General features: G+C 54.1%; 13 protein-coding genes and 2 tRNA genes. 4 read left to right on the forward strand and 11 right to left on the reverse strand.

What is annotated here, in order from left to right; translation table 11 throughout:
- Positions 1–110 precede the first annotated feature (110 nt).
- Positions 111–2,135, reverse strand: a complete 2,025-nt coding sequence (gene rep, locus ACI2I2_RS24095; RefSeq protein WP_404660210.1) for a DNA helicase Rep — start codon at positions 2,133–2,135, stop codon at positions 111–113.
- A gap of 83 nt (positions 2,136–2,218) precedes the next feature.
- Between rep and ppiC the strand changes: the two genes are divergently transcribed.
- The gene (gene ppiC, locus ACI2I2_RS24100) at positions 2,219–2,500 is read left to right on the forward strand and encodes a peptidylprolyl isomerase PpiC (protein WP_008501570.1); all 282 of its coding nucleotides are present in this window, start codon (positions 2,219–2,221) and stop codon (positions 2,498–2,500) included.
- A gap of 103 nt (positions 2,501–2,603) precedes the next feature.
- Here the strand turns inward: ppiC and ilvC are convergent, their stop codons facing one another.
- Positions 2,604–4,079, reverse strand: a complete 1,476-nt coding sequence (ilvC, locus tag ACI2I2_RS24105) for a ketol-acid reductoisomerase (RefSeq protein WP_404660211.1) — start codon at positions 4,077–4,079, stop codon at positions 2,604–2,606.
- Between the two features lie 151 nt (positions 4,080–4,230).
- Here ilvC and ilvY point away from each other — a divergent pair, with 151 nt between their 5' ends.
- Positions 4,231–5,121 carry an HTH-type transcriptional activator IlvY gene (gene ilvY / locus ACI2I2_RS24110; protein ID WP_404660212.1) on the forward strand — a complete coding sequence of 297 codons (891 nt, stop codon included), beginning with the start codon at positions 4,231–4,233 and terminating at the stop codon, positions 5,119–5,121.
- Positions 5,122–5,176: 55 nt separating this feature from the next.
- Here ilvY and ilvA read toward each other — a convergent pair whose 3' ends face one another.
- From ilvA to ilvL, 6 genes are all read right to left on the reverse strand, one after another.
- Positions 5,177–6,721, reverse strand: a complete 1,545-nt coding sequence (ilvA, locus tag ACI2I2_RS24115) for a threonine ammonia-lyase, biosynthetic (RefSeq protein ID WP_404660213.1) — start codon at positions 6,719–6,721, stop codon at positions 5,177–5,179.
- A 2-nt stretch (positions 6,722–6,723) separates the two neighbouring features.
- The gene (gene ilvD, locus ACI2I2_RS24120) at positions 6,724–8,574 is read right to left on the reverse strand and encodes a dihydroxy-acid dehydratase (RefSeq protein WP_404660214.1); all 1,851 of its coding nucleotides are present in this window, start codon (positions 8,572–8,574) and stop codon (positions 6,724–6,726) included.
- Positions 8,575–8,634: 60 nt separating this feature from the next.
- Positions 8,635–9,564 (reverse strand): branched-chain amino acid transaminase, encoded by a 930-nt coding sequence (locus ACI2I2_RS24125; RefSeq protein WP_404660215.1) that lies wholly within the window; start codon positions 9,562–9,564, stop codon positions 8,635–8,637.
- 17 nt (positions 9,565–9,581) lie between these two features.
- Positions 9,582–9,845: an acetolactate synthase 2 small subunit gene (ilvM, locus tag ACI2I2_RS24130; protein ID WP_404660216.1), complete on the reverse strand. Its 264-nt coding sequence runs from the start codon at positions 9,843–9,845 to the stop codon at positions 9,582–9,584.
- Positions 9,842–11,488 (reverse strand): acetolactate synthase 2 catalytic subunit, encoded by a 1,647-nt coding sequence (gene ilvG, locus ACI2I2_RS24135; protein ID WP_404660217.1) that lies wholly within the window; start codon positions 11,486–11,488, stop codon positions 9,842–9,844. The genes ilvM and ilvG overlap by 4 nt, the downstream gene beginning before the upstream one ends.
- 139 nt (positions 11,489–11,627) lie before the next feature.
- Positions 11,628–11,726: an ilv operon leader peptide gene (gene ilvL, locus ACI2I2_RS24140; RefSeq protein ID WP_001311244.1), complete on the reverse strand. Its 99-nt coding sequence runs from the start codon at positions 11,724–11,726 to the stop codon at positions 11,628–11,630.
- 328 nt (positions 11,727–12,054) lie between these two features.
- Between ilvL and ACI2I2_RS24145 the strand changes: the two genes are divergently transcribed.
- The gene (locus tag ACI2I2_RS24145) at positions 12,055–13,575 is read left to right on the forward strand and encodes a YifB family Mg chelatase-like AAA ATPase (protein ID WP_404660219.1); all 1,521 of its coding nucleotides are present in this window, start codon (positions 12,055–12,057) and stop codon (positions 13,573–13,575) included.
- Between the two features lie 26 nt (positions 13,576–13,601).
- Here ACI2I2_RS24145 and ACI2I2_RS24150 read toward each other — a convergent pair whose 3' ends face one another.
- Positions 13,602–13,940, reverse strand: coding sequence for a DUF413 domain-containing protein (locus tag ACI2I2_RS24150; RefSeq protein ID WP_330985244.1), 339 nt, complete (start codon positions 13,938–13,940; stop codon positions 13,602–13,604).
- Between the two features lie 106 nt (positions 13,941–14,046).
- Here ACI2I2_RS24150 and hdfR point away from each other — a divergent pair, with 106 nt between their 5' ends.
- Positions 14,047–14,880 carry an HTH-type transcriptional regulator HdfR gene (gene hdfR, locus ACI2I2_RS24155; RefSeq protein WP_404660218.1) on the forward strand — a complete coding sequence of 278 codons (834 nt, stop codon included), beginning with the start codon at positions 14,047–14,049 and terminating at the stop codon, positions 14,878–14,880.
- A 92-nt stretch (positions 14,881–14,972) separates the two neighbouring features.
- Here hdfR and ACI2I2_RS24160 read toward each other — a convergent pair.
- Both ACI2I2_RS24160 and ACI2I2_RS24165 read right to left on the reverse strand, forming a co-directional pair.
- Positions 14,973–15,048: transfer RNA gene (locus tag ACI2I2_RS24160), tRNA-Trp, on the reverse strand.
- Positions 15,049–15,101: 53 nt separating this feature from the next.
- A tRNA-Asp gene (locus tag ACI2I2_RS24165) sits at positions 15,102–15,178 on the reverse strand.
- Between the last annotated feature and the right edge of the window lie 12 nt (positions 15,179–15,190).

Raw genomic sequence — 15,190 nt, forward strand, 5'->3', positions numbered from 1 at the left:
GCACAAGTGGCGTACGGCGTCCTGAAATCAGGACGCCCGTTCGATGCCACGTTGCACACAGAAAATGCTTGCGTGGCATAACAGTATCTACAAAAACGGGTCCACAAAAATCAAGGCTTCGCTTTTGCCCGCGCTAACATCTCTTTGATATTTGCCACGTTCGCCTGGCCTTTATGCATCCGCTCTTCCGCCGACACCACTTTGCGCTCCTGCTCCCAAATTAAATCGTCCTGCGGTAATTCCAGCAGGAAACGGCTTGGCTCCGGACGCACCAGCTCGCCATACTGACGGCGCTCTTTGCACAGGGTAAAAGTCAGCTCTTTCTGCGCACGGGTGATCCCCACGTACGCCAGACGGCGCTCTTCATCGACGTTATCTTCATCGATGCTGCTTTGATGCGGCAGTAAGCCTTCTTCCATGCCCACCAGATAAACGTACGGGAATTCCAGCCCCTTCGAGGCGTGCAGCGTCATCAGCTGTACCTGGTCGAGTTCCTCATCGCTTTCACCGCGCTCCATCATGTCGCGCAGTGTGAAGCGAGTGACAACCTGAGTGAGCGTCATCGGCTCTTCAAGATCACTGCCTTCCAGCATTTCCGTCATCCAGCCAAACAGCGTATTGACGTTTTTCATCCGCATTTCAGCGGCTTTCGGGCTTGGGGACGTTTCGAACAGCCAGGATTCGTAATTGATGCCGTGGATAAGATCTCGCACCGCAGCAATCGGTTCACGTTCTGCCAGGCGCTGTACTTCACCCAGCCAGTGCGTAAAACGAGTTAGCGACTCATAGCCACGCCCGGTCAGGGTCTGAGTCAGGCCCATATCAAAGCTTGCGGCAAACATACTTTTGTTGCGAGTCATCGCCCATTCGCCCAACTTCTGTAGCGTCGCCGGGCCAATCTCACGCTTTGGCGTGTTAACGATGCGCAGAAAAGCACTGTCGTCGTCCGGATTGGTCAACACGCGCAGATAAGCCAGCAAATCTTTGATCTCAGGACGCGAGAAGAAGGAGGTGCCGCCAGAAATACGGTACGGAATGCGGTTTTGCATCAACAGCTTTTCGAACACGCGGGACTGGTGGTTACCGCGATAAAGGATCGCGTAATCCTTGTAAGCTGTCTTATTGATAAAGTGATGAGCAATAAGCTCCCCGGCCACACGCTCCGCTTCGTGCTCTTCGTGGTTGGCGCTCAACACTTTCAGCTCGACGCCATAACCCAGCTCGGAAAACAGCTTTTTCTCGAAGACGTGCGGGTTATTGGCAATCAGGATGTTCGCCGCTTTCAGGATACGCCCTGAAGAACGGTAGTTTTGTTCGAGCTTGATAACCTGCAACTTCGGGAAGTCCTGGCTTAGCAGCACCAGGTTTTGCGGACGCGCACCACGCCAGGAGTAAATTGACTGATCGTCATCGCCTACCACAGTGAAGCGTGCGCGGCTGCCCACCAGCAGTTTCACCAGTTCGTACTGGCTGGTGTTGGTGTCCTGATATTCATCCACCAGCAGGTAACGAATTTTGTTCTGCCAGCGTTCCCGCACTTCTTCATTGCGTTGCAGCAATAGCGTTGGCAGCAGGATCAGATCATCGAAATCCAGAACGTTGCACGCCTTCATGTGTGCGTCGTATTGCCCATAGCAATGGGCAAAAATTCGATCGCGTTCCTCTTTCGCCTGCGCTGCGGCTTGCGAGGGCGTCATCAGATCGTTTTTCCAGTTGGAGATCGTCGAGATCAGTTGCTGCAACAGCACCTTGTCGTCTTCGATAATCCCTTCTGTCAGCTCTTTGAGCAGCGCAGTCTGATCGGTATCGTCGAACAGGGAAAAGTTAGATTTCATGCCCAGCGCGGCAAATTCACGTTTAATGATTTCAAGCCCAAGCGTGTGGAACGTGGAAATCATCAACCCGCGCGCCTCTTTGCGCCCCAACGTTTGCGCCACACGCTCTTTCATTTCGCGAGCAGCTTTGTTGGTGAACGTCACTGCCGCAATGTGTTTTGCCTGATAGCCACACTGATGGATCAAATGGGCAATCTTATTGGTGATAACGCGAGTCTTGCCGGAACCAGCACCCGCCAGCACCAGGCAGGGTCCGGTGACGAATTCGACGGCTTGTTGTTGTCCGGGGTTTAAACGCATAGGGTCACTCAATGAAAAACGGGAGGGCAGAAATAGAGCGTGGTAGTATAACGAGCCTGAACCACACCACTCAAGGCACAATCATGGCAAAAACAGCAGCAGCACTGCATATCCTTGTAAAAGAAGAAAAACTGGCTCTGGACCTTCTGGAGCAAATCAAAAACGGTGCCGATTTCGGCAAGCTTGCGAAGAAACACTCCATTTGCCCATCAGGCAAACGAGGCGGTGATTTAGGCGAGTTCCGTCAGGGCCAGATGGTCCCGGCGTTTGATAAAGTGGTCTTCTCTTGCCCGGTGCTGGAGCCAACCGGCCCGCTGCACACCCAGTTCGGTTACCACGTCATTAAAGTACTTTACCGGAAATAAACAGCAAAGCCTTCTCAACGAGAAGGCTTTTAGTGTTTGCACCCTCTCCCCGTGGGAGAGGGCTGGGGTGAGGGCATCAGACCGCACTACCCCCCTTTGATTATTAACCCGCTACAGCGATACGTTTCATATCGGTCATGTAGCCACGCAGTTTTTTACCGACTTTCTCGATCTCATGACCGCGAATCGCTTCGTTGACATCACGCAGCTGAGCGTTGTCTACCGCGCCTTCAGCAATCGCTTTGCCCAGGTCGCCGGTCTGCAGCGTGGTCATGAACTCTTTCAGCAGCGGTACGCAAGCGTAAGAGAACAGGTAGTTACCGTATTCTGCGGTATCGGAGATAACCACGTTCATTTCATACAGACGCTTACGCGCGATAGTGTTGGCAATCAACGGCAGCTCGTGCAGTGATTCGTAGTAAGCAGACTCTTCGATGATGCCGGAATCGACCATGGTTTCGAAGGCCAGCTCAACGCCCGCTTTCACCATCGCAATCATCAGTACACCTTTATCGAAGTACTCCTGCTCGCCAATTTTGCCTTCAAACTGTGGTGCGGTTTCGAACGCGGTTTTACCGGTCTCTTCACGCCAGGTCAGCAGTTTCTTATCGTCGTTGGCCCAGTCAGCCATCATGCCGGAAGAGAATTCGCCGGAGATGATGTCATCCATGTGCTTCTGGAACAGCGGAGCCATGATCTCTTTCAGCTGTTCGGACAGCGCGAAAGCACGAACTTTTGCCGGGTTAGACAGACGGTCCATCATCAGGGTGATACCGCCCTGCTTCAGCGCTTCGGTGATGGTTTCCCAACCGAACTGAATCAGTTTTTCGGCATACGCCGGGTCAGTACCTTCCGCCACCAGCTTGTCGAAGCACAGCAGAGAACCGGCCTGCAACATGCCGCACAGAATGGTCTGCTCACCCATCAGGTCGGATTTCACTTCCGCCACGAAGGAAGATTCCAGCACGCCTGCACGGTGGCCGCCTGTAGCTGCAGCCCAGGCTTTAGCGATGGCCATGCCTTCGCCTTTTGGATCGTTTTCCGGGTGAACGGCGATCAGGGTTGGCACACCGAAACCACGCTTATATTCTTCACGTACTTCAGTACCCGGGCACTTCGGTGCCACCATTACGACGGTGATGTCTTTACGAATCTGCTCGCCCACTTCCACGATGTTGAAACCGTGAGAGTAACCCAGCGCGGCGCCATCTTTCATCAGTGGCTGAACGGAACGTACTACGTCAGTGTGCTGTTTGTCCGGCGTCAGGTTAACCACCAGGTCAGCCTGAGGGATCAGCTCTTCGTAGGTACCGACTTTGAAGCCGTTTTCGGTCGCTTTACGCCAGGAAGCACGCTTTTCAGCAATCGCTTCTTTACGCAGCGCATAGGAGATATCCAGACCGGAATCACGCATGTTCAGGCCCTGGTTCAGACCCTGCGCACCACAGCCGACGATGACCACTTTTTTACCCTGAAGGAAGCTCGCGCCATCGGCGAATTCGTCGCGTGCCATGAAGCGGCATTTACCCAGTTGGGCCAGCTGCTGGCGCAGATTCAGTGTGTTGAAGTAGTTAGCCATGGTGATTCCTCGTGATGTTGTACTGTCTTATTGTTCGGTTCGCGTTTTGCGAGAATGTACCCACATTACAACAGGAAATTTATTGCGGAAATTGATATATTCACAACATCACGTTGCAATTTATGCAATGTAAAACCGTGGAGTATTTTCTGTGGATTTACGCGATCTGAAAACCTTCCTGCATCTGGCGGAAAGCCGTCATTTTGGCCGCAGCGCGCGGGCGATGCACGTCAGCCCTTCCACGCTATCCCGGCAAATTCAACGTCTGGAAGAAGATCTTGGGCAAGCGCTGTTTGTGCGTGATAACCGCACAGTGACGTTGACCGAGGCGGGCGAAGAACTCCGCACTTTTGCCCAGCAAACGTTGCTGCAGTATCAGCAATTGCGCCACACCATCGATCAGAAAGGCCCTTCGTTGTCAGGCGAGCTGCACCTGTTTTGCTCTGTGACCGCGGCATACAGCCACCTGCCCCCCATTCTTGACCGCTTTCGCGCCGAACACCCTTCCGTCGAAATCAAACTGACAACTGGCGACGCCGCCGACGCGATGGAAAAAGTGGTGACAGGTGAAGCGGACCTGGCCATTGCCGGGAAACCGGAAACGCTGCCCGGCGCGGTGGCATTTTCGATGTTAGAAAATTTAGCCGTGGTGCTGATCGGCCCAGCGTTACCTTGCCCCGTGCGCACGCAAGTCGCGCAGGAGAAACCCGACTGGTCCACGGTGCCCTTTATCATGGCCGATCAGGGGCCCGTCCGCCGCCGCATCGAGTTGTGGTTCCGCCGCCATAAAATCAGCAATCCCTCGATTTATGCAACGGTGGGTGGGCATGAAGCGATGGTGTCGATGGTGGCGCTGGGCTGCGGTGTGGCGCTCATACCTGAAATCGTGCTGGAAAACAGCCCCGAACCGGTGCGCAACCGCGTCATGATTCTGGACAGGAGCGACGAGAAAACCCCGTTTGAACTCGGCGTTTGTGTACAAAAAAAGCGGCTGCATGAGCCGCTTATTGATGCGTTCTGGCATATCCTTCCGGCAAATTAACCCACAGAAAGTGTAGGCCCGATAAGCGCAGCGCCATCGGGCAGTTTTTACCGGATTAACCCGCGAGGAAGAAGCGGAACGCCGGGTTATGGGTTTCGTCGTGACACTCATAGCCCAGTTCATTCAGCCGCGTTTCGAAATCTGGCTCGTGCTCGCCCAGTTCAAATGCGGCCAGTACGCGGCCATAGTCGGTGCCGTGGCTGCGGTAGTGGAACAACGAAATGTTCCAGTGCGTGCCCAACGTGTAGAGGAACTTGAGCAATGCGCCCGGTGATTCCGGAAACTCAAAGCTGTAAAGACGTTCCTGCAATGGCTTTGATGGACGCCCGCCGACCATGTAGCGAACATGCAGCTTCGCCATTTCATCATCGGAAAGATCGACCACACTGTAGCCACCGTCATGCAGCAGCTTGAGGATCTCTTTACGCTCCTCAAGACCGCGACTGATCCGCACGCCCACAAAAATACAGGCGTCTTTGGCATCGGCAAAACGGTAGTTGAACTCAGTCACTGAACGACCACCCAGCAGCTGGCAGAACTTCAGGAAGCTGCCCTTCTCTTCCGGGATCGTGACCGCCAGCAGCGCTTCTCGCTGTTCGCCCAGTTCACAGCGTTCCGAGACATAACGCAACCCGTGGAAGTTAACGTTAGCGCCGGAAAGCACGTGCGCCAGACGCTCGCCGCGAATGTTGTGCTGCGCGATATACTTCTTCATCCCCGCCAGCGCTAAGGCCCCAGAAGGTTCAGCCACTGCACGCACGTCTTCGAACAAGTCTTTCATCGCCGCGCAGATGGCATCGCTGTCCACGGTGATAATATCGTCGAGGTATTCCTGGCACAGACGGAATGTCTCGTCGCCGATGCGTTTCACTGCCACGCCTTCAGCAAACAAGCCTACGCGCGGTAAATCTACCGGATGGCCTGCATCCAGCGCCGCTTTCAGGCAGGCTGAATCTTCGGCTTCCACTGCAATCACTTGGATTTGCGGCATCAGCTGTTTGATTAACACCGCCACGCCTGCCGCTAAACCCCCGCCGCCAACGGGCACAAACACCCTGTCGAGATGCGCATCTTGCTGCAGCAATTCCAGTGCCAGCGTGCCTTGCCCGGCGATCACCATCGGATGATCAAACGGAGGCACCCAGGTAAAGCCCTGCTGTTCGGCTAACTCAATCGCTTTCGCTTTCGCTTCATCGAAATTCGCACCGTGCAGCAGCACTTCACCGCCGAAACCCCGAACCGCATCGACTTTGATATCTGCCGTTGCCACTGGCATCACGATGAGCGCTTTCAGACCCAGCCGAGCGGACGAAAACGCCACGCCTTGAGCATGGTTGCCTGCGGATGCGGTAATCACTCCACGAGATTTCTGCTCTTCCGTCAGGCCAGCCATCATCGCGTAAGCCCCGCGCAGCTTGAAGCTGTGTACCGGCTGCCGGTCTTCACGTTTCACCAGAATCACGTTATCGAGACGCGAAGAGAGCTTGTCCATCTTCTGCAACGGCGTGACCTGGACAGCCTCATAGACTGGCGCGCGCAGGACTGCCCTGAGATATTCCGCCCCCTCGGGGGCGGCGGATAGCGGTTGGGACTCGGCCATGATTAACCCCCGAGCCTGGATTTGTCGCGTACTGCGCCTTTATCGGCACTGGTCGCGAGGCTGGCATAAGCGCGCAGCGCAAAAGAAACCTCGCGTTGACGATCGCGTGGCGTCCAGGCTTTGTCACCACGGGCTTCCTGGGCTTCGCGACGCGCAGCAATTTCCTGGTCGCTCAGTTTCAACTGGATGCCGCGGTTTGGGATGTCGATTTCGATCAGATCGCCATCTTCAATGATGGCAATGTTGCCACCACTGGCCGCTTCCGGAGAAACGTGACCGATGGAAAGACCGGATGTCCCGCCAGAGAAGCGTCCATCCGTGACCAGCGCACAGGCTTTGCCGAGGCCCATGGATTTCAGGAAGGTGGTTGGATAAAGCATTTCCTGCATGCCTGGTCCGCCTTTCGGCCCTTCGTAACGAATGACGACCACGTCACCCGCAACAACTTTGCCGCCAAGAATGGCTTCAACGGCGTCGTCCTGGCTTTCGTACACCTTCGCCGGGCCGGTAAATTTCAGGATGCTGTCATCCACACCGGCGGTTTTAACGATACAACCGTTTTCCGCGAAGTTACCGTACAGCACAGCCAGGCCGCCGTCTTTGCTGTAGGCATTTTCCAGAGAGCGGATACAGCCTTCGGCACGGTCATCATCCAGCGTGTCCCAACGGCAGCTCTGCGAGAATGCCTGAGTGGTGCGAATGCCTGCCGGGCCAGCACGGAACATGCTTTTCACTGCATCGTCTTTGGTCAGCATCACGTCGTACTGGTCGAGCGTTTGTGGCAGTGACAGACCCAGCACGTTTTTCACGTCGCGGTTCAGCAGCCCGGCACGATCCAGTTCGCCCAGAATACCGAGCACACCACCTGCACGGTGAACGTCTTCCATGTGATATTTCTGCGTGCTTGGCGCAACCTTACAAAGCTGTGGAACCTTGCGGGAAAGCTTGTCGATGTCGCTCATGGTGAAGTCGATTTCAGCTTCCTGCGCTGCCGCCAGCAGGTGCAGAACGGTGTTGGTGGAACCGCCCATCGCGATATCCAGCGTCATGGCGTTTTCAAACGCGGACTTGTTGGCAATGTTGCGTGGCAATGCGCTGGCATCATCCTGCTCGTAGTAACGCTTGGTCAGTTCAACGATGCGTGTACCGGCATTGAGGAACAGCTGTTTACGATCGGAGTGAGTTGCCAGCAGAGAGCCGTTGCCTGGCTGAGACAGGCCCAGCGCTTCGGTCAGGCAGTTCATCGAGTTAGCGGTGAACATCCCGGAACAGGAGCCGCAAGTCGGGCACGCGGAACGTTCAATCTGCTCGCTTTGTTCGTCGGAAACTTTCGGGTCAGCGCCCTGAATCATCGCATCAACCAGATCCAGCTTGATGATTTGATCGGAAAGTTTCGTTTTCCCGGCTTCCATCGGACCGCCGGAAACGAAGATCACCGGAATGTTGAGGCGCAGAGAGGCCATCAGCATCCCCGGGGTGATTTTGTCGCAGTTGGAGATACACACCATGGCATCGGCGCAGTGTGCATTGACCATGTATTCCACGGAATCAGCGATCAGTTCACGCGATGGCAGCGAATACAACATGCCCCCGTGGCCCATCGCGATACCGTCATCAACGGCGATGGTGTTGAACTCTTTTGCTACGCCGCCGGCGGCTTCGATTTGCTCTGCAACCAGTTTACCCAGGTCGCGCAGATGGACGTGACCCGGCACGAACTGGGTAAACGAGTTCACGACGGCAATAATCGGTTTGCCGAAATCGGCATCGGTCATTCCGGTGGCGCGCCACAGCGCGCGGGCACCCGCCATATTTCGGCCGTGGGTGGTAGTGGCGGAACGGTACTTAGGCATGCTCTGTTTACTCCCGTCTGACTGTTTAGCGGGACGGTGCGTGCCGTCCCGAATTTATGCTTATGGATTAACCTGATCCAGCCAGCCGTACTTGTCTTCGGTTTCCCCGGTGAAGAGGCCAAAGAAGGCTTGCTGAATGCGTTTGGTAACCGGGCCACAGCGGCCTTCACCGACCTGAATGCCATCAACGCTGCGAACCGGGGTAATTTCTGCCGCGGTACCGGACATAAACACTTCATCTGCCAGGTAGAGGGATTCGCGCGACAGAACCTGCTCACGGACTTCGATGTTGAGGTCTTTCGCCAGCTTGATGATGGCATCACGGGTGATACCCGGCAGTGCGGAAGAGGTGAAAGGCGGAGTGAACAGAATGCCATCTTTCACTTCAAACAGGTTTTCACCTGCGCCTTCGGAGATATAGCCGTTCACATCCAGCGCAATCCCTTCCTGATAACCATGACGACGTGCTTCGCTACCAACCAGCAAAGAGGAGAGATAGTTACCACCGGCTTTTGCGGCCGTTGGGATGGTGTTGGGTGCTACGCGATTCCACGAGGAAACCATCGCGTCGATGCCCTGATCCAGTGCTTCTGCACCGAGGTAGGCACCCCACGGGAACGCGGCGATGATAACGTCGGTGGTGTAGCCTGCTGGCGGGTTCACGCCCATACCCACATCACCAACAAACACCAGAGGACGGATGTAAGCGCTGGTCAGGCTGTTTTTGCGGATGACCTCGCGGCAGGCTTCCATCAGTTCGTCAACGCTCTGAGAGACCGGGAAACGGTAGATTTTGGCTGAGTCATGCAGACGTTGCATGTGTTCACGATGACGGAACACCACCGGGCCTTTGTGAGAGTCGTAGCAGCGGATGCCTTCGAACACAGAAGTGCCGTAGTGCAGCGCGTGAGACATCACGTGTACCTTCGCCTCACCCCACGGAACCATCTCACCGTTGAACCAGATGTAATCAGCTTTTTTCGTCGTCATTGTTCTTCCTTTTGCGCTTAAGCGCGGATTTGTTGTGATGATGTTGTTCGTTGCTGGATGTCGACGTGAGCAACATCCACCAGTTTGCTTAACTGGCTAAACAGTAATTCGACAGGGCGAAGACTGGCAACGGTCAATTCGATATTTATGTTCTGCGCATCACTGCCCGTTTCCATATTCATGGCACAAATCTGGAAACCACGATGGCGTACCACACGCAAAACACGTTCTAACGTTTCAGGGTTGAAGCGGGCCTGCACGGCGACCTGATGGTGCATCATGATAATTTCTCCAGCATTTCAGCATTACTGGCGCCCGGGGGAACCAGTGGCCAGACGTTTTCAAGTTCGTCGATTGAGACATGAAGCAGGTAAGGCCCTTTGCTGTTCAGCATGGTGTCGAGCGCCGCTTCAACCTGGTCTTTACGGGTGATGTGCTGGCCAGGGATACCAAAAGCATTAGCCAGCATGAGGAAATCGGGGTTATCGGTGAGCGTGGTTTCGCTGTAACGCTCCTGGAAGAAGAGCTGTTGCCACTGACGAACCATCCCTAAGCGCTGGTTATCCAGCAGGACGATTTTCACCGGCAGCTGCTTGCGTTTCACGGTGCCAAGCTCCTGAACGTTCATCATGAAAGAGCCGTCACCGGAGATACAGATAACGGTGTCTTCCGGGCGCGCTACCTGCGCACCTACGGCTGCTGGCAAGCCGAAACCCATCGTGCCAAGGCCGCTGGAAGTGATGAAGTTTTCCGGGCGAGTGTAAGTCATGTGCTGCGCCGACCACATTTGGTGCTGGCCGACGTCAGTGGTAACAACGCTGTCTACCGGTTTGCGATCGGAGAGCTGTTTGAGCAACAACGGGGCGTAAATGGCTTCGCCAGGATGGTCGTAACGCCATTCGTGCTCTGCCCGTAAATCTACTGCATGCTGGCGCCATTCATTGATATCCAGCGCCTGTTGCAGGGCAGGTAACAGGGCGTTCAAATCTCCCTGCAAACCGACATGGGCCTGACGCAGTTTATTCAGCTCCGCCGGATCGATATCCATGTGAATGACTTTGGCGTGCGGAGCAAATGTGTTCAGTTTACCGGTCACGCGATCGTCAAAACGAGCGCCGACGGCTATCAACAAATCGCATTCCTGAACGGCGAGATTCGCCGCTTTGGTTCCGTGCATACCGAGCATCGCCAGATAGTACGGGTAATCTGCCTCTACGACACCGAGTCCTTTCAGCGTGCAGGTAACGGGCATCTGCGTGACGGCAATAAACTCACGTAATGCCGGAACGGCCTGAGCCATCCCAACGCCACCACCGACGTACAGCATTGGCTTACTGGCCTGGGCGATCATCTGACGAGCCTGAGCAACGTCGGCATGCGGGAAGTTGTTTTCATCTTCGACGGTGGAGAAATGCGGTTCCAGATCGGCGCTGGCGACCTGAATGTCCTTCGGGATATCAACCAATACGGGGCCGGGGCGGCCTGAATTCGCTATCTCAAACGCTTCAGCCATGACTCGCGGCAGCTCTTCCAGTGACTGAACCAGAAAGCTGTGCTTGGTGCAGGCCAGAGATAAGCCCAACACATCAACTTCCTGGAAAGCATCGGTACCGATAAACGGTGAGGCGACCTGGCCGGTGATGGCAACAACCGGCACCGAATCAAGCAACGCATCAGCAAGACCGGTTATCAGGTTGGTGGCACCTGGCCCTGAAGTCGCCATGCAAACCCCGGTTTTACCGGTTGCCCGGGCGAAACCGATCGCCGCCATGGCTGCGCCTTGCTCGTGGCGACACAGTAGGTGTTCCACGCCGCCGTCATACAACGCATCGTAAATCGGCATAATTGCGCCACCCGGATAGCCGAATACGGTCTCGACTCCCTGCGCTCGCAACGCATGTACCACCCACTGAGCCCCATTCATAGTTACATCCCCGCCGCTAATCGCGAGAAACAGAATTTTATGCTACTCATCATACTCTGCTCCGCTTTGCTGATTCTTAGTCATAAAAAAACCCCCGGACCTTTCGGTGCGGGGGTCTTAGTTCGTTAAGGCTTGATTCTTAAGCCTTTCCTCGTCCAAGTGCAGCCCCGCACGGTGGAATAATAATCACCACCACGCTAATCACGACCAGGCTAATCACTCGTAGAAGGGCTGTCATTTTCTGTACTTTCTGGCTTCTTGTTCGAAGGAATACCTAAAGAGTTACCACAGACATGAAGACAAACACAAGATTTTTTTATGACCCACTTCATGACCATGCTAACGATTTCGATAAAAATGATTGTTTTTTATAAGAAATAACCGAGATGAAAACTTTTCACCCATCCATGCCTTCACACATCTTCAATAAAGTTTCGATCTGGCTTCTAACTTTCGGCAATTAGCTGCAAAAATCACAATATTTCATGGAAAAGGATCGCAACGTGCGCAATGAGCGCATTGTTGAAGAAGGGCAATGCGGGATACTGCCGGTGAAAGGAGACACTATGGCATTGTCGATTGTATACACGCGTGCAGCGTTAGGGGTGCATGCTCCGCTTATCACCGTAGAAGTGCATATCAGTAACGGGCTGCCCGGTTTAACGATGGTCGGGCTGCCGGAAACCACAGTGAAAGAGGCCAGGGATCGGGTCAGAAGTGCAATCATCAACAGCGGCTATGAATTCCCGGCAAAGAAAATCACCATCAACCTGGCCCCTGCAGACTTGCCAAAAGAGGGTGGGCGATATGATTTGCCTATCGCTATCGCGCTTCTGGCGGCCTCTGAGCAGCTTCAAACCAATAAGCTGGGTCAATATGAACTAATCGGCGAACTGGCGCTTACAGGTGCCTTACGTGGGGTAACAGGCGCTATTTCCGGAGCCATGGAGTCGCATAAGGCTGGCCGACAGATTGTGCTGGCCGCGGAGAATTCCGCTGAGGTCGGGCTGATTGGCGGAACAGACTGTTTTATTGCCAACCATCTTCAGGAGGTTTGTGCTTTTCTTGAGGGGCGGTTTGAATTAGAGCATCCACAGGCAGAACCTGAGACAGAAGAATTTCAGGACGCAGACATCAGCGACGTGCTGGGGCAGCAACAAGGAAAGAGAGCGCTAGAGATAACCGCAGCGGGCGGACACAATCTGCTGCTTATCGGCCCGCCTGGGACAGGAAAAACCATGCTGGCCAGCCGTTTACCCGGCATATTACCGTCCCTGAGCACGCAGGAGGCCCTGGAGAGTGCGGCAATCTTCAGCCTGGTCAATGCAACCCATATGCAAAAACAGTGGCGTAAGCGGCCATTCCGCTCGCCTCATCACAGCGCATCACTGACGGCAATGGTTGGCGGAGGTTCAATTCCTGCCCCCGGGGAAATATCTTTAGCGCACAACGGCATTCTGTTCCTTGATGAACTGCCTGAATTTGAGCGCCGTGTGCTGGACGCACTGCGTGAACCGATCGAATCAGGGCAAATTCACATCTCACGAACGCGAGCCAAAATTACCTATCCCGCCCGCTTTCAACTGATAGCGGCAATGAATCCTAGTCCCACCGGGCACTATCAGGGCAATCATAATCGCAGTTCACCTGATCAGGTTTTGCGCTATCTGGGAAGGCTTTCTGGTCCTTTTCTCGATCGCTTCGATTTGTCTCTTGAAATCCCACTGCCGCCTCCAGGGTTACTGACTCAACCGCCAGAATCAGGCGAAAGCAGTCAACTTATCAAACAACGTGTCGTTGCGGCTCAACACAGGCAGCTCATGCGACAAGGTAAACTCAACGCACTGCTGGAAAGTAACGAAATCAGGCTCAGGTGTGCACTACAGGACGAGGATGCCAGTTGGCTAGAGCAGGCTTTAACTAAAATGGGGCTTTCTATCCGTGCCTGGCAACGGCTGATTAAGGTGTCACGCACCATCGCTGATCTTGCGGAAAGTGAGCACATCAAAAGAGAACATCTTCAGGAAGCGCTTGGCTATCGCGCTATCGAGAGGCTGCTTATTCATTTACAGAAAATGATGGCGTAAAAAAAGGGGCTTTCGCCCCTTTCTCATCAATCATCGCTTTCAGTGTAGTCTTCTGCACCTTCAGCCTGCGGTTTCCCGCCCGACAGCGTATGAAAACGCTTCGGACGCTTGATGCGTGCCATGTACTTAATCCACACACGCTCAATTTCTGTTACTGGCTCACGTTCACCGCGGCATACCGCCACAAACTGTTTTTCGTCTTCGGTTGCAGGCTCACGTTTACCCAGATCCAGCTCATTAAACGCATAACCGTGACGTTCCAGCAGTTGGGCTTCTTTAATGGTGAAATCACCATGACGAGAGAATCCACGCGGATAATTTTTATTGTCGAAAAAACGATTAGTCGTCGTAAAGCTTTCCGCCATCCTACACGCTCCTGATTCTTTGGCTGAGCTATTTATGGCGCGGAGTATTAGTTACGCTTGACAGAGCGTCAAACAAAACATTTAAATCAACACGACAAATAATTTTGTGGAGAAGGTTGTGGATACGGAATTGCTAAAAACTTTCCTCGAAGTGAGCCGTACTCGTCACTTCGGCCGCGCAGCAGAGGCTTTGTACCTGACGCAGTCGGCTGTCAGCTTTCGTATTCGTCAGCTTGAGAACCAACTTGGCGTAAATTTATTCACCCGCCATCGTAATAACATCCGACTTACGCCGGCAGGTGAAAAACTTCTTCCTTACGCCGAAACACTGATGAACACCTGGCAAACGGCCCGTAAGGAAGTGGCTAGCACATCACGGCATAATGAGTTTTCTATTGGTGCCAGTGCGTCGCTGTGGGAATGCATGCTGAATAGCTGGCTGGGGCGACTTTACCCTTTGCACGGCACACTTCAGTTTGAGGCCAGGATCGCGCAGCGGCAGTCGTTAGTAAAACAACTTCACGAGCGCCAGCTGGATCTTCTGATCACCACTGAAGCGCCCAAAATGGATGAATTCAGCAGTCAGCTATTGGGGCATTTTACGCTCGCCCTTTACTGTGCCGCCCCCTCACAAACGAAAGCAGACCTGAACTATCTTCGCCTGGAATGGGGTCCTGATTTTCAACAACATGAGACAGGGTTGATTGCTTCAGACGATATCCCTGTGCTCACAACCAGCTCGGCTGAACTGGCTCGCCAACAGCTCAAACCTTTAGAGGGATGTACCTGGTTGCCCATGAACTGGGCAAAAGAGAAAGGTGGCCTTCATACCGTGTCTGACAGCGCCACACTTTCCCGGCCGCTGTATGCAATCTGGCTGCAAAACAGTGATAAGCAAGTTCAGACCCGCGAGATCCTGAAAACAACGGTGTTGGAATAACCTGAGGCGGCACATTCTGGCAGGAATTGCCTGCCAGTTTGGTAAACGACAGACGAAAAAAAATCCTTTGCCGAAGCAAAGGATTCTTAATATGGCAGGGGCGGAGAGACTCGAACTCGCGACACCCGGTTTTGGAGACCGGTGCTCTACCAACTGAGCTACGCCCCTAAATCACGCTTACGATTAAGCCCGCAACAAAGCAGGCTTAACGTTTAAATAAGTGGCGGAACGGACGGGACTCGAACCCGCGACCCCCTGCGTGACAGGCAGGTATTCTAACCGACTGAACTACCGCTCCACCGAATTTCTT

It is taken from the genome of Scandinavium sp. NPDC088450 (assembly GCF_044900545.1).
GTDB lineage: Bacteria > Pseudomonadota > Gammaproteobacteria > Enterobacterales > Enterobacteriaceae > Scandinavium.